Raw genomic sequence first — 18,705 nt, 5'->3', positions numbered from 1 at the left:
GAACAAAGCGGCATGCGGGCCGAAAGTAGACTGGTTTGTGGGCGGAACTGCCCGACAACCCTAGAGGAGTGAGAATTTGGCCCTCATCGTGCAGAAGTACGGCGGCTCGTCCGTTGCCGACGCCGAGAGCATCAAACGCGTTGCCAAGCGCATCGTCGACACCCGACGCGCCGGTCACGACGTCGTCGTCGCCGTGAGCGCGATGGGCGACACGACAGACGAACTGCTCGACCTTGCCAACGACGTGGCGCCCATTCCAGCGCCGCGTGAGATGGACATGCTGCTCTCCAGCGGTGAGCGCATTTCGATGGCACTGCTGGCCATGGCGATTCACTCCATGGGCTTCGACGCTCGGTCGTTCACCGGCAGCCAGGCGGGCATGATCACCGACGACCATCACGGGTCGGCCCGCATCGTCGATGTCACACCGATTCGGCTGCGCGAAGCGCTCGACGAGGGCGCCATCGTCATCGTCGCCGGCTTCCAGGGCTTCAACCGCGATACGCGCGATATCACCACGCTCGGGCGCGGTGGCTCCGACACGACGGCTGTTGCCCTGGCATCCGCTCTGAATGCCGATGTCTGCGAGATCTACAGTGACGTCGACGGCATCTACACCGCCGACCCGCGCGTCATCCCGCAGGCGCAGAAGCTCAATCAGATCACGAGCGAAGAGATGCTCGAGCTGGCCGCCAACGGCGCCAAGGTGCTGTACATCCGCGCCGTCGAGTTCGCACGTCGTCACGGCGTGCTCATCCACGCACGCTCGACTTTCACATCGGGCGTGGGCACATACGTTCTGGGCGAGGGCATGAAGCTGCCTCGCGAATCCGAAGGAGAAGACATGGAAGAGCCGATCGTTGCAGGTGTCGCCACCGACATGGGACAGGCGAAGATCACTGTCCTGGGCGTTCCCGACGTTCCCGGCAAAGCGGCGGAGATCTTCAAGATCATCGCGAAGTCCGGCGCCAACGTCGACATGATCGTGCAGAACGTATCGGCTGCCTCAACAGGTCGTGCTGACATCTCCTTCACGCTCCCCAAGGGCGATGCCTCGACAGCGATGAAGGCGCTCGCCGCGGAGCAGAACGACGTCGCCTTCGAGGGGCTCGTGCACGATGACCAGATCGGAAAGCTCTCCGTGGTCGGCGCAGGCATGCGCGTGCACTCGGGCGTCTCGGCGACACTGTTCGAGGCGCTTTCGACCGCGGGCATCAACATCGAGATGATCTCGACATCCGAGATCCGCATCTCGGTCGTGCTGCGCGACTCCGACGTCGCCGATGCCGCGCGCATCGTGCACACCGCCTACGGACTCGACGGTGACAAAGAAGCCGTCGTGCACGCCGGCACCGGGCGCTAGAGACCCTTTCCACGGCATCCGAGAGCAGGACGATGCCCCGAGAACAGGAGCATCCGACCAGATCCTCCTGTTCTCGGTCACACGTCCTGATTTCGGGGCGGCCGACCATCTCGGTAAACTCACCGGAACCCGACCAGGAAGAGCCATTTTCATGACCCGTATCTCTGATTCAGGACACTCCGTCGCCATCGTGGGCGCCACCGGCCAGGTTGGCGGTGTGATGCGTCGGATTCTCGCGGAGCGCTCGTTCCCGATTCGCGAGCTGCGCCTGTTCTCGTCGGCGCGCTCGGCCGGGAAGACGATCGAGTACGGCGGTGTCGAGGTGGTCGTCGAAGACATCGAGACGGCGGATGCCGCGGGCATCGAGATCGCGCTGTTCTCGGCCGGAGCGACCGCGAGCCGCGCCTACGCTGAGCGCTTCGCCGCAGCCGGGGCCGTCGTGATCGACAACTCCAGCGCCTGGCGCGGGCACCCCGAGGTGCCGCTCGTCGTCAGCGAGGTCAACCCGCACGCGATCGACGAGCGCCCCAAGGGGATCATCGCGAACCCGAACTGCACGACCATGGCCGTGATGCCCGTGCTCAAGCCCCTGGCAGCCGAAGCCGGTCTTGAGCGATTGATCGTGAGCACCTACCAGGCCGTCTCGGGCTCAGGGCTCTCGGGCGCGCAGGAGCTTCTGGACCAGGTCGAGGGCGTGCTCGCGCAGGGCGACACGCTGGGCCTCGTCCACGACGGTTCGGCGGTGGAGTTTCCCGAGCCGAACAACTACGTCGCCCCGATCGCCTTTGACGTGATTCCGCTGGCGGGTTCGATCGTCGACGATGGGCTGGGCGAGTCCGACGAAGAGAAGAAGCTGCGCAACGAGAGCCGCAAGATTCTCGAACTGCCCGACCTTCGTGTGGCGGGCACGTGTGTACGCGTTCCGGTGTTCACCGGGCACTCGCTGTCGATCCACGCTGAGTTCGCGCGCGACATCACCCCCGCGCGGGCACGCGAGGTGCTCGCCGAGGCGCCCGGCGTCGAGCTCGCAGACGTCCCGACACCGCTTCATGCAGCCGGCAAGGACCCGAGTTTCGTCGGCCGCATCCGGGCCGACCAGTCGGCGCCGGAGAACAAGGGCCTGGTGCTGTTCATCAGCAACGACAACCTGCGAAAGGGTGCGGCGCTCAACGCTGTGCAGATCGCCGAGATCGTGGCTGCGCGCCTGACTGTCGCCGCCTAGTCACGCTGGCAGGTTCCGCGGTGCCGGATGCCGCGTGGTTCGCGGCATCCGGGCTGAGAACTAGACTGGTGGGGTGACTGAATCCGTCGACGTCGTCCTCATCGGTGGTGGCATCATGAGCGCCACACTGGGTACCCTGCTGCACGAATTGCAGCCTGACTGGAAGATCGTCGCCTTCGAGCGGCTTTCCGATGTAGCCCAGGAGAGCTCCAACCCGTGGAACAACGCGGGCACCGGGCACGCTGCCCTGTGCGAGCTGAACTATATGCCGCAGGGCGGATCCGGCCCGCTCGATCCGGCCAAGGCCATCTCGATCAACGAGCAGTTCCAGCAGAGCCGCCAGTTCTGGTCCTCGTTGGTCGACCGTGGCGTGCTCGACGAGCCGTCGACGTTCATCAACTCCACGCCGCACATGACGTTCGTGCGTGGTGAGAAAGACGTCGCCTATCTCAAGGATCGCTACGAGATCCTCAAAGAGCAGCCACTGTTCTCGGGCATCGAGTACAGCGAAGACTCCCGCGTCATCAACCAGTGGGCGCCGCTGCTGATGCAGAAGCGCCGCAAAGGCGAGCCGTTCGCCGCGACACGCGTTCCCGCCGGCACCGATGTGGACTTCGGTGCTCTCACCGAGCAGTTGTTCGCGCATCTCGATGCCGGTGGCGTCGAGGTGCGCACCAACCACGAGGTCAAGAAGCTCAAGAAGCAGCGCGATGGCAGCTGGGACGTCACGTTCCGCCGCTCGCTCGGCCACACGCCCGGCAAGGTCAATGCGAAGTTCGTCTTCGTCGGCGCCGGGGGATGGGCCCTCAAGCTGCTGCAGCGCTCGGGTATCCCCGAGATCAAGGGCTACGGTGTCTTTCCGATCGGTGGGCAGTTCCTCAAGACCACGAACCCGACCGTTGTCGCGCAGCACAAGGCGAAGGTGTACTCGCAGGCGTCGGTCGGAGCGCCGCCGATGTCGGTCCCACACCTCGACACCCGCGTGGTCGACGGCGAGGCCTCGCTGTTGTTCGGTCCGTTCGCGACGTTCAGCCCGAAGTTCCTCAAGAACGGTTCGATGCTCGACATCGTGACGCAGGTTCGCCCGCACAACCTGTGGCCGATGCTGCGCGTCGCGTTCGCGAACCCCGATCTGATCACGTATCTTCTCGGCGAGCTGACTAAGACGCACCGCAAGAAGGTCGAGAGCCTGCGGGTGTTCATGCCGACGGCCGAAGACGAAGACTGGACGCTCATCGAGGCCGGCCAGCGCGCACAGGTCATGAAGAAGGACCCCGAGAAGGGCGGCGTGCTGCAGTTCGGCACCGAGGTCGTCTCGGCATCCGACGGCTCCATCGCCGGCCTGCTGGGTGCCTCTCCTGGCGCGTCGACGGCCGTTCCGATCATGCTGAACCTCCTGAAGAAGTGCTTCCCCGAGCAGTACGCGGGATGGGAGCCGTCCCTGCGCGAGCTCATCCCGAGCTTCGGCGAGCAGCTGAACGAGAACGAGCAGGCCGCTGATGCGTCGCTTGCGGCGACGGCTGCCACTCTCGGCATCTCGAAGTGACGTCTGACCGTGGCGAAGCTCTACTTCCGCTACGGCGCGATGAACTCGGGCAAGTCGACGGCCCTTTTGCAAGCTGCCTACAACTATGAAGAGCGCGGGCAGCATGTGCTGCTCGCCAAGCCCGAGATCGACACCAAGGGGGCCTCGCAGATCGAGAGCCGCCTGGGGGTGACGCGCGAGGTCGACTTTCTCATTCCCTCCGATGGCGACGCGCAGGCACTCTTCCGCGAGGAACGCGAGCGGATGCGTCGTCGCAGTGACGAGGGGCTCATTCCGGCCGACCCGATCGATGTCGCGTGCCTGCTGATCGACGAGGCACAGTTCCTGACGGCCGAGCAGGTCGATGACCTGTTCCGCATCGCCGTCGATGAGGGCATCCCGGTGATGGCGTATGGGATTCGCAATGACTTCCTCACGCATGCCTTTCCGGGGTCGGCTCGGCTGCTCGCGATCGCGCACTCGTTGGAAGAGCTCAAGACGATCTGCCGCTGTGGCCGCAAGGCGGTGTTCAACGGGCGCGTGATCAACGGACGTTTCGTGTTCGACGGCAACCAGGTCGCGATCGACGAGGGTGCAGCGGGCGGTGCGCCTGCCGATGTCGTCACCTATGAGTCGCTGTGCGGTCACTGCTATCTGGAGGAGTCCGGCGGTCGGTTGGGTTGAGGAACCGCGACTCCCGCGGGCCGAATCTCAGACGCACGTGCCGTCTCGCGGGATCTTGCGTGGTCTGACCACAGGCGCTACTCTGTGGTCAGACCACACTCACGCGATCGAGGAGCAGAATGACGGATGCTGCGCCGCAGCGCGCCTGGCGCATCGTGCTCGAGCACATCGAAAGCGATCTGCTCGAGGGGCGGCTCGGCCCAGGCGATCGCCTGTCCTCTGAACGGGAGCTCTCCACCGATCTCGGCGTCGGCCGGTCCAGCGTCCGCGAGGCGCTGCGCGTGCTTGAAGTCATGGGGCTGATCCGTACGGCGACCGGCTCCGGCCCGCAGTCCGGTGCGATCGTCATCGCAACGCCCTCCGGCGGGATGTCGGCGCTGCTGCGGCTTCAGGTGGCCGCTCAGGGCTTTCCGCTAGTAGATGTCGTGCAGACCCGCCTCGTACTTGAAGACGCCGTCGCGGCATCCCTCGCTCTCGATCAGAATCGCGATACGACGGGTGCACACCGACTGCTCGACGCGATGGATGCGGAGGATCTCAGCGCCGAAGAGTTCCTGGCGCTCGATGCCCAGTTGCATCTGGCGCTGGCCGAGTCCACCGGCAACACCGTGATCGCCGCCATGATGGCGGGGCTGCGCACCGCGATCGAGTCGTACGTGCTCGCCGGATCCCAACAGATCGGCGACTGGCCGGCCATGGTCCGGCGCCTCCGTGCTGAGCACCGAGACATCGTCGCATCCATCGACACGGGTGACGACGCAGCCGCGCGAGCCCGACTCAGAGACCACATCGACGGCTACTATCGCGCAGCCGGTCTCACCCCCGACACATCCCCGAAACGCTGAGAGGCTTCCATGGTCACGCGACAACTGCCCAATCCCGCAGAGCTCCTCGAGCTGATGAAGTTCAAGAAACCGGAGTTCGACGGCAAGAAGCGCCGACTCGACGCCGCCCTGACGATCGACGACCTTCGTCTGATCGCCCAACGCCGCACGCCGAAGGCCGCCTTCGACTACACCGATGGTGCCGCCGAAGGCGAGCTGTCGCTCAAGCGCGCCCGCGAGGCGTTCCAAGACGTCGAGTTCCATCCCGGCATCCTGCGTCCCGCTCCCGCCGTCGACACCTCGGTGGAGATCCTCGGCGCGCCGAGCGCCTTGCCGTTCGGGATCGCGCCGACGGGATTCACCCGGCTCATGCAGACCGAGGGAGAAGAGGCGGGGGCAGCAGCAGCAGCCGCCGCGGGAATCCCCTTCACTCTTTCGACGCTCGGCACGACCTCGATCGAAGGCGTGCGCCAGGCGGCGCTGCGTGAGACAGCGGGGCCGTACCCCGCGCGCAACTGGTTCCAGCTGTATGTGATGCGCGATCGTGAGATCTCTTACGAACTCGCCCGCCGCGCCGCATCCGCTGGCTTCGACACGCTGCAGTTCACGGTCGACACACCGGTCGCCGGGGCTCGACTGCGCGACAAGCGCAACGGATTCTCCATTCCGCCGCAGCTCACCCTCGGCACGATCATCAACGCCATTCCGCGGCCGTGGTGGTGGTGGGACTTCCTGACCACGCCGAAGCTCGAGTTCGCGTCGCTGAGCAGCACCGGCGGCACGGTCGGCGAACTGCTGGACGCCGCGATGGATCCGACCATCAGCTATGACGACCTCGCGGTCATCCGCGACATCTGGCCGGGCAAGATCGTCATCAAGGGCGTGCAGAACGTCGAAGACTCAGTCAGACTTCGCGACGCGGGCGTCGACGGCATCGTGCTGTCGAACCACGGCGGACGTCAGCTCGATCGCGCGCCGATTCCCTTCCACCTGCTGCCGCACGTGCGTGCGGCCGTAGGCGAGGAATTTACCGTGATGGTCGACACCGGCATCATGAACGGCGCCGACATCGTTGCATCCGTCGCGCTCGGTGCCGATTTCACACTCATCGGGCGTGCCTACCTGTATGGGCTGATGGCAGGCGGCAGGAAGGGCGTCGACCGGACGATCGAGATTCTTCGCGCAGAGATCGAGCGCACCATGCGTCTGCTCGGAGTCGCCTCGCTCGCTGAGCTCACCCCCGGCCACGTCACCCAGCTGCAGCGGCTGGTGCCCGTCGCGAAGGCCGCGGCAGGCGCCGTCGTGCGCTGACTACAGCCCCGCGAGCAGTTCGTCGAGCTTGGTCGCGGTGTCGTGCCAGTCCGACACCGCGATCGAGCGTACGCCGAGCGCGCGCACCGGGTAGTCGTTGCCGCCCTCGTCGAGACGGTCACCGTAGAAGAGCATCTCGCCGAGCGCGATACCGGTGTGCTCAGCGAGTTCTGTCATACCGTAGGCCTTGTCGATACCGGCACGGGTGATGTCGACCGAGGTCGAGCCGCCCGAGCGCACCTCAAGCCCGGGAAGGCGCGCTGCGACCGCATCGCGCAGCTGCGCGCGCTTGGTGCCGGCCGGGTCCCAGTCATGCTTCGCATCCCCCGGAGCTTTCTGGCCCAGCGCCGAGAACGTGATCTGCGAGCCGCGATCTTCCAGAATGTCGCCCCACGGGCTCTGCTCCCACAAACCCAGGCGTTCGGCTTCTTCGCGGAGCGCCGCGAGCGCCGCTGACTTCTCAGCATCCGTGAGGTCGTGCGCGTAGACCGTGACGAACTCGGTGCCGTCGTGGCGCAGGTAGCGCGTGCCGCAGGTCGGTAGCAGATGCAGGCGAGCGAGCAGAGCGGAGTCGACATCGACGAGCTGGGCGATCACCTGTGAGCGGAATTGCTGCTCATTGCCGCCCGAGATGATGGCGACCTCGACGCGCTCCAGCAGCGCGCGCAACAGCGCGGCGATACGGGGGTCGATCGTGGCTTTCGAAGGGGCAAGGGTGTCGTCGAGGTCGAATGCGACCAGGCGAGGAGGCTTCATGGTTCTTCCAGGATACTGAGGGAGTGGTGCTGTCGGCTGCGGGCCCCGCGATATGACGAAGAGGGCCCGCCATCTGGCGGACCCTCTTCGTCATGGTGTCGGGGTGACAGGATTTGAACCTGCGGCCTCTTCGTCCCGAACGAAGCGCGCTACCAAGCTGCGCCACACCCCGTTGCAACCGTTCGAGTCTACAGGGAAAAGACACGTGTACCGAATCGGGCGGCTAAGCGGATGCCGCGGGCGCGTCCCGCGCCGTCAGCGTCAGCAGCGTCGCCTCGGGGCGGCACGCGAACCGCACCGGGGCGTAGATCGAATGACCGCAGCCGGCGCTCACGTTCAGCGGGATGCTGCGACCGTTGTAGGTCCACGTGCTCAGCCCTTTGGCCTGCTTCAACGGGATGTCACAGTTCGCGACGATCGCGCCGTAACCCGGCAGACACACCTGTCCGCCGTGCGTGTGCCCACCGAAGATCGCCTCCGCTCCCAGCTCGGTGAACGTGTTGAGCACACGCTGGTAGGGCGCATGTGTGACACCGAGCAGGGGGGAGTCGGCATCCCGTGTGCCCAGCGACGCGATCGCCGCCGGCATCGCGTCGAGGTCGTCCCAGTCGCGGTGGGCATCATCGACGCCGAAGAGGTCGATCGAACGGCCAGCGGCGTCGAGACGCACGGCGGTGTTGTTCAGGGTTCGCCAGCCGAGTTCATCCGTGAGGTACGCGTCGAGCGCCGCGGTGTCGAGGCGTTCGGGCTGGCGGTGCATGCGCGAGGGGCCCGCCAGATAACGCAGAGGGTTGCGGGCTGTCGCGGCATAGACGTCGTTGGAACCGTGCACGAAGACGCCCGGAACGCCCGCAAAGGCGTCGAATGCGCGTCGGATGCCGAGCAATCCGTCACGGTGGCCCAGATTGTCGCCGGTGTTGATGACGAGATCGGGCTCGAGCTCGGCAAGAGATGCCAGCCAGCGCTGTTTGCGATGCTGCCAGGGCGCCATGTGCGCGTCGGATATATGCAAGACGCGCAGCGGCTTCGAACCGTGCGGCAGAGCGGCGGCAGTGGCCTCTCGAAGCGTGAACAGGTAGCGCTCGATGCCGATGCCCCACATGGCGCACGCGACGCCAGCAGCCCCCACCGCGCCGAGCGCGATGAGGGCTGGGTGAGCGGATCGGGTGCCCGTTACGCGCACTTGATGGTCACCGAAGCGGATTTCTTCGCCGCGGATCCAGCGGCCGGCGAGGTGCTCTCGACCTCAGCATCCGGAGCGGAACACGAGCCATGCATCGACAGATTCGAGAATCCGGACGAGTGCAGCGCATCGACGGCATCATCGAACTCCATGCCGGTGACATCAGGCACGGTCCCGCCCTGTCCGTTGCTCGGCGAGATCGTCACGGTCGCACCGCCTGCGACACGACCGGCGCCCGGGTCTTGTTCGGCGATGAGGCCGGCGGCGACATCGCTGTCGACAGGGGAGCCGACGTTGACGCTGAACCCGGCGCCCTCAAGGGTCTGCGTGGCCTCCTCGACCGACATCCCCACCACGCTCGGCAGATCTCTGAGCACCCTGCGGGTGAGGTCCTTGCTCGGTTGCGGGAACTGCTCGCCGCCGCCCAGGGCCGCGTTGGCCGCGCGCTGCATGTCGCGGGCGATGTAATAACGCGCGTTCTGCAGCTGGATGCCTTCGTACCAGCGGTTGTAGATGGTCTCGGTACCCTTCGAGCGGCCAACCCAGACAGCCGTGGTCGCCTTCGTGCTCGACTCGATGAGCATGGTCGACCACAGCTCGTGAGAACCGGTCTTACCGATCACCGGGGTGCCATCGCCGGGGTTGGCCAGGGAACCGGTGCCACCGCGCTGCATCACGCCGCCCAGTGCGTAAGCGGCCGTTGCCGCGACCTCGGGTGAGATCACCTGTGAGCACGACGATTCCGGCAGCGGCAGTTCTTCTCCGCTCTGATTGACGACCTTGTCGATGACGCGCGGGGTGCAGTAGATGCCCTTGTTCGCAACTGTGGCGTATGCGCCGGCCATGTCCAGCGGAGAGATGTTCTTCGATCCGAGAACGTCATAGGGCACGTTCTCATCGGTGGTCTTCCCGCCGTTGGCGAGTGAGACGCCCATGCGATCGGCGACCTTGTTGATCTCGCACAGATCGAGCTGCTCGGCCATGGCCAAGAACCCGGAGTTGAGCGAGTCTCGCGTGAAGGCCATCGGCGTTCCGGTGTACCCGCCGCTGTTGCCGAAGTTGCCGATCTTCTTGTCGCCGAAATACACGGGGCTGTCGCCGCACTTCATGTCCGTGAAGAGGCGGTTTCGGCCGTTGATGACCTCGTTGACCGAGTGGCCCTGCTCGAGCCAGTCGATCAGGGTGAACAGCTTGTAGGTCGATCCGACCTGGAACCCGTTCGATCCGCCGTGAGCCATATCGGAGGCATAGACGATCGATGAATAGGCCTTATCGTCTGTCGGAGTCTCACGGAAGACGGTGTTCTGCGTCATCGCCAGGATGCGCCCCGTGCTCGGCTCGACTGTCACTCCGGTGCCGCCGAGGTTCATATCGTCGTAGTTCGCCGGCACGCGTGCGCGCATGGCTTCGACGGCGGGATCCTGGATGCGCAGATCCAGCGAGGTGTAGATCTGGAGGCCGTCGCGCTGCAGAGCGCGGATGCGCTGCTGGTAGTCGTCGCCGAAGGCGGGGTCGCCCAGCACGACCGTCTTCACATACTGACAGAAGTAGCCGTTGTTCCCCGCGGCCGCGCAGCCCTGCGCTGGGGCGTTGATCTGAGGTTCGATCGGTGCCTCGTGCGCGGCGTCGTACTGCTCTTGCGTGATCTTGCCGTCATCGAGCATTCGCGCCAGGACGTAATTGCGACGGACCATCGTGCGCGCATAGCCGTCTTCCTTGCCGTTGATGGCGTTACCATCGGCGTCGGTTCTCGTGCCGCCTTCGAGATCGATGCGGTAGGCGTTCGGGTTCTGCACGATGCCGGCGAGAGTGGCGGCCTGGTTGACTGTGAGCTTGGCAGCGGTGGTGTTGAAGTAGTAGTTCGCGGCGGCCTCGATGCCGTAGACCGTGCCGCCGAAGCTGGCGATGTTCAGATATCCGAGCAGGATCTCGTTCTTCGAGTAGTCCTTCTCGATCTGGATCGCGTAGCGCATCTCCTGCAGCTTGCGCTCGATGCCGTCGGCGCCGGTCGCCTCGGTGGCATCGGTCCAGCACTTGCGGATGGCTTCGTCGTAGTTGTCGGCGCCGGGGAGCACACCCTGCTCGCACTGCTGAACCAGCACGTTCTTGACGTACTGCTGGCTGATGGTCGACGCGCCGCGCGAGGACGTACCCCGCAGATTGTCGATGACGGCCTTCGCGGTGGCGCCGATGTTGACGCCGCCGTGCTCGTAGAAGTCTTTGTCCTCACTGGAGAGGATGGCGTCATACATGACCGGGGAGATCTGGTCGAAATCGACCTGCGTGCGGTTCTGGTCGAAGAACGTCGCCATCTTCTGCGGCTTGCCGTCGTGACCGATCGCATAGAACGTGCTCGGCTCCATCGGAGCATCCGGCTTCAGATACGACGGCAGATTCTCGAACAGGCTGAGCGCCTGGGATCCTGCGGCGCCAGCGACGGCGAGAGCGGGAGTCACAGTCGCGGTCACCAGGACCCCGGCGACAGCGCTGAGCCCGACCAGCCCGAGGAGGCCGCCGAGCACGCCTTTCACCGTGCGATTCTTCTGAGGCATACGCTAGATCGTAGGGGAGTTCCCTGAATACCACCTTTGACGCGCGCAATGGCGGGCGTCACGAGAATCCAGGAGTGCCATGACCACGTGGGAGTATCTGACCACCCCGTTGCTGATCCACAACACCGCAGCCATCCTCAACAACTGGGGAAAGCAGGGCTGGGAACTCGTGCAGGTCATCACGGGGCCCGAAGGGGGCCTCGTCGCCTACTTCAAGCGCCCGGCCGCTGACGACGGTTCGAACAACGCCGGCCTCGCAGCCGCCGAGCAGGCTTCTCGTCAGTTCGACGGAGGTGCGGCATGAGCGTCACCGCGCGCCTGGAAGAGCTGGGCATCGAACTGCCGGATGTCGTCGCACCGGTCGCGGCGTACGTACCTGCCACGGTGCACGGCGATCTGGTCTACACCTCCGGGCAGTTGCCGTTCATCGCCGGTGCGCTGCCGGCCACGGGCAAGGTGGGCGCTGAGGTCACGGCTGAAGACGCGAAGGGTTACGCCCGCACGTGTGCGCTCAACGCCCTCGCCGCGGCCGCGGCCGCCGCAGGCGGCGTCGAGAAGATCGGCGGGGTGCTGCGCGTGGGCGGTTTCGTGGCATCCGACGTGTCGTTCACCGGCCAGCCCGGTGTCATCAACGGCGCGAGCGAGGTCCTCGGCGAGATCTTCGGCGATGCCGGGGCGCACGCGCGTGCTGCCGTCGGCGTCGCCGTGCTGCCGCTGGACACTCCCGTCGAGGTCGAGGTGACCTTCACCCTCGCCTGATCTGTCGCCGGGCCCTCGAAAGCAGGGCCCGGCGACCTCGCTACTTCACCTGCGCCGAGATGATGCTCATCACGGCGGTGTCGGCGAGCGTGGTCGTATCGCCGACCTCTCGCCCCTCGGCGACGTCGCGCAGCAGTCGGCGCATGATCTTGCCGGAGCGGGTCTTGGGCAGCTCGCCCACGATGTACACGTCGCGCGGACGTGCAATGGCCCCGATCTGCTCGCCGACCCAGCCACGCAGCTGTGTCGCGAGGCCGGCCGCGTCATGGGCGGCGAGGTAGCTCTCCTTGATGATGACGAAGGCGACGACGGCCTGGCCGGTGGTCTCATCGGATGCTCCGACGACAGCTGCCTCGGCGGTTGCCTCGTGCGCGACGAGCGACGACTCGATCTCGGCGGTGGAGAGGCGGTGGCCTGAGACGTTCATGACGTCGTCGACCCGTCCGAGCAGCCACAGGTCGCCGTCGGCGTCCAATCGCGCGCCGTCGCCCGCGAAATAGTAGCCTCGGTCTTCGAACTTGTCCCAGTACGTCTCCTTGTACCGTTCGGGGTCGCCCCAGATGCCGCGCAGCATCGCCGGCCACGGTTCGGTGATGACGAGCAGGCCGCCGTTGCCGTTGCCGACCTCCTGACCGCTTTCGTCGACGACGTCGATCGAGATGCCCGGCAGCGGAACCTGAGCAGAACCGGGCTTGGTCGCTGTGACGCCGGGAAGCGGAGAGACCATGATGGCGCCGGTCTCGGTCTGCCACCAGGTGTCGACGATCGGGGTCTTGTTCGCACCGATGACCTCGCGGTACCACATCCACGCCTCGGGGTTGATGGGCTCGCCGACCGAGCCGAGCAGACGGATCGACGACAGGTCGAATTTCTGCGGCACTGCGCGCCCGGTCTTCATGAACGAGCGGATCGCCGTGGGCGCGGTGTAGAAGATGGTCACGCCGTATTTCTCGATGAGCTCCCACCAGCGTCCGGGGTGCGGAGTGTCGGGGGTGCCTTCGTACATCACCTGGGTCGCGCCGTTCGCGAGCGGCCCGTAGGTGACGTAGCTGTGGCCGGTGACCCAGCCGATGTCGGCGGTGCACCAGAACACATCGGTCTCAGGCTTGAGGTCGAACACGTTCTTGTGCGTGTATGCGACCTGGGTGAGGTAGCCGCCGGAGGTGTGCAGAATGCCTTTCGGCTTTCCGGTGGTTCCGGAGGTGTAGAGGATGAACAGCGGGTTCTCGGCGGGGAAGCCCTGCGCTTCATGGTCGGCGGATGCCGCGGGCACCACGTCGTGCCACCACAGGTCGCGTCCTTCGGTCCATTCGACGTCGTTCCCGCCGCGGCGGACGACGAGCACGTGCTCGACCGTCTGCTGTTCTCCGTCGCCGCGATCGCTCAGCGCCTGGTCGACAGCGGTCTTGAGGGGCGACACCTTGCCCTTGCGGTAGCCGCCGTCTGCGGTGATGACGACCTTCGCGCCGGCGTCGTCGATGCGTGAGCGCAGACTGTCGGCGCTGAAGCCGCCGAACACGACCGAGTGAGCAGCGCCCAGGCGCGCCACGGCGAGCATCGCTGCGACGGCTTCGGGAATCATTGGCAGATAGATGGCGACACGGTCGCCGGTGCCGACGCCCAGTCCGCTCAGCACGTTGGCTGTGCGCTTGACCTCGTCGGTGAGCTCGGCGTAGGTGATTCGACGTGAATCGCCCGGCTCGCCCTCCCACAGCAACGCGACACGGTCGCCGTTTCCGGCTTCGACGTGACGGTCGAGGCAGTTGTAGGCGACGTTGAGCTCGCCGTCGTCGAACCACTTTGCGAACGGCGGGGTCGACCAGTCGAGCACCTGGGTGAAGGGCTTGCTCCAGTGCAGCAGCTCGCGGGCCTGCTCGCCCCAGTACGTTTCGCGGTCGGCGCCGGCGCGCTCATAGAGCTCGGGCTTCGCGACGGATGCCGCGGCGAATTCCGCTGCGGGCTCGAACCGCCTGGTCTCGTCGAGGAGGTGGTCGATCTGGCTGCTCATAGCGTGCGCTCCTTTGCGGCAGGACGGTCTCACGGACATCACGACCGTGACAAGGCGAATCTAGTCTTGCGCCCTGTGACTCCATACTGCCGAAAGTTGGTAGTGCCGTGGGTTTTGTGAGGACGGTTGCGCCCCGTACACTCGACGTCAGCCGAATCTTCATTCCGGCCTTGGCGTGCCCGTTTCACCAACGGCCCGCGTCTGCAGGCGGCATCTCATTCCCCCCATGAGATGCCGCCTCTTCGCTTGCGAGGGCGGCGCTTTGACAGTCGTTCTGCACGGGATGCCGCGGACGGCGGATTGCACACAGCCTGTGGGATTCGGGCTCCGCGCGGCGCCGCGACCGGATTAGCTTCGGGGGATGCCTGAGCCGTTCATCATCCAGCCGCGAGGCGCCGCCGCGACACATCCCCGTGAGCACGCGCCGCTGACCGACATCGACGCCGCGTTCGAGCCGATCGCCGCGTACTGCTCCGACCCCGCCGTGACTGACATCTTCGTCAACGGCGCCGACGGCCTCTTCGTCGATCGCGGTGCGGGCGCCGAGAGGATCTCGGCGTGGTCGGCATCTGAGCGCGAAGTGCGCGATCTCGCCGTCGCGCTGATCGGGGCGGGCGGGCGACACCTCGACGACCAATCGCCATGTGTTGACGTGCGTCTGGCCTCCGGCATCCGCGTGCATGCTGTGCTCGCCCCCGTCGCGACGGCCGGAACAGCGCTGTCGGTGCGCATCCCGCGGGTCGGCGCCGTCGACCTCGATGCGCTCGCCGCGTTGGGCGCGTTCGACGCTGCGCAGCAGGCGTGGCTCTCGGGCCTCGTCGCCCAGCGTGCCAACATTCTGATCACCGGCGGCACCGGCTCGGGCAAGACGACGCTGCTCGCGGCACTGCTGCATTCGGTTCCGGCCGCTGAACGCATCATCACGATTGAAGATGTCGCTGAGCTGCGTCCGTCGCATCCGCATCATGTGGCGTTGGAAGCGCGACAGGCCAATCTCGAAGGTGCGGGCTCCATCACGCTGGCGCGGCTCGTGCGTGAGTCGTTGCGCATGCGACCGGACCGGCTCGTCGTCGGCGAATGCCGTGGGGAAGAGGTGCGCGAGCTGCTCTCGGCATTGAATACCGGACACGACGGCGGGGCAGGCACGCTGCACGCCAGCGGGCTGGCCGACGTCCCGGCACGGCTGGAGGCGCTGGGCGCCCTGGCCGGAATGGATGCCACGGCACTTGCCCGGCAGGCAGCCAGCGCCTTCACGGTCGTCGTGCACCTTGCTCGCGACGCCGACGGCGTTCGACGCCTCTCGAGCGCCGGTCGCTTTCGTCTGCGCGCCGACCGACTCGATATAGAAGAGGTGCGGCCGTGGTGACGTTGGCGCCTCGGGGGCGTTCACAGACGACGGATGCCTCAGCCGAAGCGGCGGGGTCGGTTCAGACGCTTGCGGTGCTGTTGCAAGCGGGAGCCGTGCCGCTCAGCGCCTGGCGCCACGTCGCCGATTCCGGTGACGTGCATGCTGTGCGCGTGGTCGAGCGCTGTGATGAGGGGATGCCTCTCGTCAGCGCGATCGAAGCGGAAGGCGGCGTCTGGGGCGATGTCGCAGCCGCTTGGGAGATCGCCACGACGGTCGGTGCGCCGCTCGCCGAAGTGCTGCGGTCGCTGGCGGGCACCATGCGCGATGCCGCAGCCGCGGCCGATGACGTGCGCATCGCACTGGCCGAGCCGGCCGGCACCGCGCGGCTGCTGCTGTGGATGCCGGTCGCCGGGCTTCTGCTGGGCTTCGCGCTCGGATTCGACACTCTCGGAGTGTTGTTCGCAAACCCCATTGGCACGGTGTGCCTCGCCGCCGGGTTGGGGCTGATCCTGGCAGCGCGCGCCTGGACGAAGCGCCTGCTGCGGCGGGCGCAACCCGCCGAGGGAACGCCAGGAATGCACGCCGAACTCGTCGCGGTCGCGCTCGCCGGGGGCGCGTCGATCGACCGTTCCCTGCGCCTTGTCGACGACAGCCCGGCGCGCGAGCGCCTGAGCGACGCAGATACGGGTCGTGTGCTCGAGCTCTCGCGGGCGGCCGGGGTGCCCGCCGGTGAACTGCTGCGTGCCGCGGCAGCGCAGGTGCGCCAGAATGCCCGCACTCAGGGGCGTCTGCGCGCGGCAAAACTCTCGTCGCAGCTGCTCATTCCGCTCGGCGTCTGCACGCTCCCCGCCTTCCTGCTGCTGGGCGTCGCCCCGCTGATGCTCTCTGTCCTCACCTCCACGCCGTTGCCCCTGTGACGGCATGCCGAAAGAAAACACCGAAAGAAAGAAGGAACACTATGAACACCATTCCCACACTCACCAGAGCGCACGCAGCCAGACTCTTCACCGACGAGTCCGGCGCGGCCACGGCCGAATATGCCATCACGACGATGGCGGCGGTCGCCTTCGCGGGGCTGCTCGTGGTCATCATCCGTCCATAACCGACAAACGAGGAACGACACGAATCCTTCAGACCGCTATGCTCACGAACATGGGAATGAACGGCGATAACCTGCTCCCCGGACTCCAGTCGCGGAAGCCGTCAAATCTGGGCCCGTGGGTCGCGGGTGTGCTCGGCGGCATCGTTATCATCGGCGGCATCATCATGATGCTCACTCTCGGCGGCGACGACGAATATAACCCCGACAACGCGTCGGAAGCGATCTCACAGTGCGAAGGTGAAATCGAAGAGAAGCTCAAGGCGCCGTCGACCGCTGAGTTCGATTCGACTGCGACCGGCAGCGGGACGTGGACGGTCGTCGGCACGGTAGACGCTGAGAACAGTTTCGGTGCGAAACTCCGCTCGAGCTATCAATGCACGGTGGTCATCGATGTTGAGGCGGGGAGCGCGAGAGTCACGATCGATAGCTTCGAGTGATCCCTCGCCCTCGAACGATCCGTGCAGTGATCGGCTCTGCAGCCATGCCCTCGAATGATCGTGCGGCACGACTCAGTAGCTGGTAGTACCGTGCCGGCGTCAGCCCGAGTTCACGGCGGATCGCCTCTTCCTTATGGCCAGTGTGTCGGGGCCAACGTTGCTCGAATGCGAGAAGAGCTGCGGGGGTCATGGGGTATACCGTGCCACCAGCCACGGACATACGCTGTGAGACCGCATAAATGCAGCAGATGATGCTTAGGCGTACGAGAAGGCGCCCTCAGCCGGTGAGACAGCAAGCTCCGCACCAGACTTCACTCGGAATACATTCTTGCCCGCGGCGACGTGCTTGATCATGAACATGCCCATAGACATGTCAGCGTTGTGTCCTGTGGTCTCACTCTGGTCACTGCCATCGTTCTCAACGGCTCGGATCGAGAAAACCCGGAATCGCTTCACCTCGGCATACACCACGTTTGCGCGACCGCCGATGAGATCTACGCGTGCGATCACATCGCTGAGGTACTCGTTTGGCGTGCACACCACGATAGGCGTCGAGCCGTCGTCGGCTACGACTCGGAGTCTCGACTTGCTTTCCGGCTGCATGAGCTTACGCATCACGCGGCGCGTTGCTTCGTGGCGGTTCATCGCAACTCGTCCATTCCCATGATTTTGAGGTACGCGTTGTAGACCTCATCGTAGGCCTCATCGAATGATTCTTGCACGTCCTCTTGTGAACTTATCGTACGAATCACGGTGTGAGGCGCATCATGATCACCGTCATGCCTGTGAACCGAGCCGTGATGCATGGTATCGATGCACACGATCTCAAGTTTCCGATCCCCGATCATTCGAGTCAGGACGATCGCGTATGCGACAAGCTGACCATTCCAATGGACACGGCGAATCGAAAGGATGTAAGCCTCGTCCAGAGGGATCGGCCAGCGTTCTTCGTCGCATTCTTGGAGCGGCGGCGGCGCCCAGGTCAGTTCCGAATCGCGCCCTGGCATGAGGACGATCATATCTGCTCACAAAGCCTTACCATGTCGGGATGGACGATGCGAGCTTCGATCATCCCCGGTGCCTTGACTGTGGTGTCCTGCTACGTGACGTTCCCGGTGGCTGGTGCTGCCCTGAGTGCGGGCATGTTGAGATGGTGCCAGAAGTGGAGATGCCGCCCGTGTTTGACGGGCCGAGCATCCACGGGGGATGACTATGGGCATGACCGTGAATTACCGGATGTATGTCGCGCGGATTCGTGAGGACGGCAGTGTGACGCTGCCGATCGATGAGCTCCCCGCGCCGCTGAACGAGTTTCGTCTCGCTTTGCGGCGGGCCGGACGTACTGAAGGCCTGCGCATCCTGTCACTCAGTACCCACGGGCACTTCACCGCCTACGATCCAGAGCACCGCATCTCATCGGAGCGGATGCATGAGATTGTCGAGGCTGCGGCGCTCGACACGCCCGCTATCGGTCCGGATGCCGGGAAGTTTGACGGGCCGAGTATTCACGGCGGGTGACACGCGTATCGTGATGTTCAGCCCAGGATGTTATGTAGCGGTCTACTTGCGTCGGTGCCGAGCAGATCAAACTCAATCGCGGCACGGTCAGCAAGAGCATGCGGCGTGAGCTG

20 protein-coding genes and 1 tRNA gene are annotated in these 18,705 nt (G+C 65.4%); 13 read left to right on the top strand and 8 right to left on the bottom strand.

What is annotated here, in order from left to right; all coding sequences use genetic code 11:
* Window positions 1–76 precede the first annotated feature (76 nt).
* The 6 genes from Q1J95_RS03580 to Q1J95_RS03555 all read left to right on the top strand — a co-directional run bounded on the left by Q1J95_RS03580 (window position 77) and on the right by Q1J95_RS03555 (window position 6,929).
* Window positions 77–1,363 (top strand): aspartate kinase, encoded by a 1,287-nt coding sequence (locus Q1J95_RS03580; RefSeq protein WP_300265899.1) that lies wholly within the window; start codon window positions 77–79, stop codon window positions 1,361–1,363.
* 151 nt (window positions 1,364–1,514) lie between these two features.
* The gene (locus Q1J95_RS03575) at window positions 1,515–2,585 is read left to right on the top strand and encodes an aspartate-semialdehyde dehydrogenase (RefSeq protein ID WP_300265898.1); all 1,071 of its coding nucleotides are present in this window, start codon (window positions 1,515–1,517) and stop codon (window positions 2,583–2,585) included.
* Between the two features lie 73 nt (window positions 2,586–2,658).
* Window positions 2,659–4,131, top strand: coding sequence for a malate:quinone oxidoreductase (locus tag Q1J95_RS03570; protein ID WP_300265897.1), 1,473 nt, complete (start codon window positions 2,659–2,661; stop codon window positions 4,129–4,131).
* Between the two features lie 9 nt (window positions 4,132–4,140).
* Window positions 4,141–4,794 (top strand): thymidine kinase, encoded by a 654-nt coding sequence (locus Q1J95_RS03565; protein WP_300265896.1) that lies wholly within the window; start codon window positions 4,141–4,143, stop codon window positions 4,792–4,794.
* A gap of 119 nt (window positions 4,795–4,913) precedes the next feature.
* The gene (locus tag Q1J95_RS03560; RefSeq protein ID WP_300265895.1) at window positions 4,914–5,639 is read left to right on the top strand and encodes an FCD domain-containing protein; all 726 of its coding nucleotides are present in this window, start codon (window positions 4,914–4,916) and stop codon (window positions 5,637–5,639) included.
* A gap of 9 nt (window positions 5,640–5,648) precedes the next feature.
* On the top strand, window positions 5,649–6,929 hold the full coding sequence (locus tag Q1J95_RS03555; protein WP_300265894.1) for an alpha-hydroxy acid oxidase: 1,281 nt from the start codon (window positions 5,649–5,651) through the stop codon (window positions 6,927–6,929).
* Here the strand turns inward: Q1J95_RS03555 and Q1J95_RS03550 are convergent, their stop codons facing one another.
* From Q1J95_RS03550 to Q1J95_RS03535, 4 genes are all read right to left on the bottom strand, one after another.
* Window positions 6,930–7,685 carry an HAD-IIB family hydrolase gene (locus Q1J95_RS03550; RefSeq protein ID WP_300265893.1) on the bottom strand — a complete coding sequence of 252 codons (756 nt, stop codon included), beginning with the start codon at window positions 7,683–7,685 and terminating at the stop codon, window positions 6,930–6,932.
* Window positions 7,686–7,783: 98 nt separating this feature from the next.
* Window positions 7,784–7,857 (bottom strand) — tRNA-Pro (locus Q1J95_RS03545).
* Window positions 7,858–7,908: 51 nt separating this feature from the next.
* On the bottom strand, window positions 7,909–8,868 hold the full coding sequence (locus Q1J95_RS03540; protein WP_300265892.1) for a metallophosphoesterase: 960 nt from the start codon (window positions 8,866–8,868) through the stop codon (window positions 7,909–7,911).
* The gene (locus tag Q1J95_RS03535; RefSeq protein ID WP_300265891.1) at window positions 8,859–11,420 is read right to left on the bottom strand and encodes a transglycosylase domain-containing protein; all 2,562 of its coding nucleotides are present in this window, start codon (window positions 11,418–11,420) and stop codon (window positions 8,859–8,861) included. Before Q1J95_RS03535 ends, Q1J95_RS03540 begins: the two co-directional genes overlap by 10 nt.
* Window positions 11,421–11,499: 79 nt before the next feature.
* Here Q1J95_RS03535 and Q1J95_RS03530 point away from each other — a divergent pair, with 79 nt between their 5' ends.
* Window positions 11,500–11,724, top strand: coding sequence for a hypothetical protein (locus Q1J95_RS03530; protein ID WP_300265890.1), 225 nt, complete (start codon window positions 11,500–11,502; stop codon window positions 11,722–11,724).
* Window positions 11,721–12,179, top strand: a complete 459-nt coding sequence (locus Q1J95_RS03525) for a RidA family protein (protein WP_300265889.1) — start codon at window positions 11,721–11,723, stop codon at window positions 12,177–12,179. Before Q1J95_RS03530 ends, Q1J95_RS03525 begins: the two co-directional genes overlap by 4 nt.
* A 40-nt stretch (window positions 12,180–12,219) precedes the next feature.
* Here Q1J95_RS03525 and acs read toward each other — a convergent pair whose 3' ends face one another.
* Window positions 12,220–14,187 (bottom strand): acetate--CoA ligase, encoded by a 1,968-nt coding sequence (gene acs / locus Q1J95_RS03520; protein ID WP_300265888.1) that lies wholly within the window; start codon window positions 14,185–14,187, stop codon window positions 12,220–12,222.
* Between the two features lie 361 nt (window positions 14,188–14,548).
* Here acs and Q1J95_RS03515 point away from each other — a divergent pair, with 361 nt between their 5' ends.
* The 4 genes from Q1J95_RS03515 to Q1J95_RS03500 are packed head-to-tail and all read left to right on the top strand — an operon-like array spanning window position 14,549 to window position 17,074.
* On the top strand, window positions 14,549–15,553 hold the full coding sequence (locus Q1J95_RS03515) for a TadA family conjugal transfer-associated ATPase (RefSeq protein WP_300265887.1): 1,005 nt from the start codon (window positions 14,549–14,551) through the stop codon (window positions 15,551–15,553).
* Window positions 15,550–16,452 carry a type II secretion system F family protein gene (locus tag Q1J95_RS03510; protein WP_300265886.1) on the top strand — a complete coding sequence of 301 codons (903 nt, stop codon included), beginning with the start codon at window positions 15,550–15,552 and terminating at the stop codon, window positions 16,450–16,452. Before Q1J95_RS03515 ends, Q1J95_RS03510 begins: the two co-directional genes overlap by 4 nt.
* Window positions 16,453–16,493: 41 nt before the next feature.
* Window positions 16,494–16,637: a DUF4244 domain-containing protein gene (locus Q1J95_RS03505; RefSeq protein WP_300265885.1), complete on the top strand. Its 144-nt coding sequence runs from the start codon at window positions 16,494–16,496 to the stop codon at window positions 16,635–16,637.
* Between the two features lie 50 nt (window positions 16,638–16,687).
* Complete coding sequence (locus Q1J95_RS03500) at window positions 16,688–17,074, top strand: hypothetical protein (RefSeq protein ID WP_300265884.1); 387 nt, start codon at window positions 16,688–16,690, stop codon at window positions 17,072–17,074.
* Here the strand turns inward: Q1J95_RS03500 and Q1J95_RS03495 are convergent.
* The 3 genes from Q1J95_RS03495 to Q1J95_RS03485 form a co-directional block, all read right to left on the bottom strand.
* Entirely contained in the window at window positions 17,052–17,264 is a 213-nt protein-coding gene (locus Q1J95_RS03495; protein WP_300265883.1) for a DUF3263 domain-containing protein, read from the bottom strand. The two genes, Q1J95_RS03500 and Q1J95_RS03495, sit on opposite strands and share 23 nt — an antisense overlap.
* 65 nt (window positions 17,265–17,329) lie before the next feature.
* Window positions 17,330–17,719, bottom strand: coding sequence for a hypothetical protein (locus Q1J95_RS03490; RefSeq protein ID WP_300265882.1), 390 nt, complete (start codon window positions 17,717–17,719; stop codon window positions 17,330–17,332).
* Complete coding sequence (locus Q1J95_RS03485; RefSeq protein ID WP_300265881.1) at window positions 17,716–18,081, bottom strand: hypothetical protein; 366 nt, start codon at window positions 18,079–18,081, stop codon at window positions 17,716–17,718. The genes Q1J95_RS03490 and Q1J95_RS03485 overlap by 4 nt, the downstream gene beginning before the upstream one ends.
* A 205-nt stretch (window positions 18,082–18,286) precedes the next feature.
* On the opposite strand from Q1J95_RS03485, the gene Q1J95_RS03480 reads away from it, so the two are divergent.
* Window positions 18,287–18,592 (top strand): hypothetical protein, encoded by a 306-nt coding sequence (locus tag Q1J95_RS03480; RefSeq protein ID WP_300265880.1) that lies wholly within the window; start codon window positions 18,287–18,289, stop codon window positions 18,590–18,592.
* The last annotated feature ends 113 nt before the right edge of the window (window positions 18,593–18,705 follow it).

Source organism: Microbacterium sp. (genome assembly GCF_029263575.1).
Classification (GTDB): Bacteria; Actinomycetota; Actinomycetes; order Actinomycetales; family Microbacteriaceae; genus Microbacterium.
The sequence above is the reverse complement of the archived record's forward strand: the minus strand, read 5'-3'. Positions and strand labels throughout refer to the sequence as shown.

What these genes read in the sequence shown, in the direction of transcription:
- Q1J95_RS03575 (WP_300265898.1), top strand. Translation starts at nt 1,515, where the DNA reads ATGACCCGTATCTCTGATTCAGGACACTCCGTCGCCATCGTGGGCGCC.
- Q1J95_RS03560 (WP_300265895.1), top strand. Translation starts at nt 4,914, where the DNA reads ATGACGGATGCTGCGCCGCAGCGCGCCTGGCGCATCGTGCTCGAGCAC.
- Q1J95_RS03555 (WP_300265894.1), top strand. Translation starts at nt 5,649, where the DNA reads ATGGTCACGCGACAACTGCCCAATCCCGCAGAGCTCCTCGAGCTGATG.
- Q1J95_RS03550 (WP_300265893.1), bottom strand. Translation starts at nt 7,685, where the DNA reads ATGAAGCCTCCTCGCCTGGTCGCATTCGACCTCGACGACACCCTTGCC.
- Q1J95_RS03535 (WP_300265891.1), bottom strand. Translation starts at nt 11,420, where the DNA reads ATGCCTCAGAAGAATCGCACGGTGAAAGGCGTGCTCGGCGGCCTCCTC.
- Q1J95_RS03530 (WP_300265890.1), top strand. Translation starts at nt 11,500, where the DNA reads ATGACCACGTGGGAGTATCTGACCACCCCGTTGCTGATCCACAACACC.
- Q1J95_RS03525 (WP_300265889.1), top strand. Translation starts at nt 11,721, where the DNA reads ATGAGCGTCACCGCGCGCCTGGAAGAGCTGGGCATCGAACTGCCGGAT.
- acs (WP_300265888.1), bottom strand. Translation starts at nt 14,187, where the DNA reads ATGAGCAGCCAGATCGACCACCTCCTCGACGAGACCAGGCGGTTCGAG.
- Q1J95_RS03515 (WP_300265887.1), top strand. Translation starts at nt 14,549, where the DNA reads ATGCCTGAGCCGTTCATCATCCAGCCGCGAGGCGCCGCCGCGACACAT.
- Q1J95_RS03505 (WP_300265885.1), top strand. Translation starts at nt 16,494, where the DNA reads ATGAACACCATTCCCACACTCACCAGAGCGCACGCAGCCAGACTCTTC.
- Q1J95_RS03500 (WP_300265884.1), top strand. Translation starts at nt 16,688, where the DNA reads ATGGGAATGAACGGCGATAACCTGCTCCCCGGACTCCAGTCGCGGAAG.
- Q1J95_RS03495 (WP_300265883.1), bottom strand. Translation starts at nt 17,264, where the DNA reads ATGACCCCCGCAGCTCTTCTCGCATTCGAGCAACGTTGGCCCCGACAC.
- Q1J95_RS03490 (WP_300265882.1), bottom strand. Translation starts at nt 17,719, where the DNA reads ATGAACCGCCACGAAGCAACGCGCCGCGTGATGCGTAAGCTCATGCAG.
- Q1J95_RS03485 (WP_300265881.1), bottom strand. Translation starts at nt 18,081, where the DNA reads ATGCCAGGGCGCGATTCGGAACTGACCTGGGCGCCGCCGCCGCTCCAA.
- Q1J95_RS03480 (WP_300265880.1), top strand. Translation starts at nt 18,287, where the DNA reads ATGGGCATGACCGTGAATTACCGGATGTATGTCGCGCGGATTCGTGAG.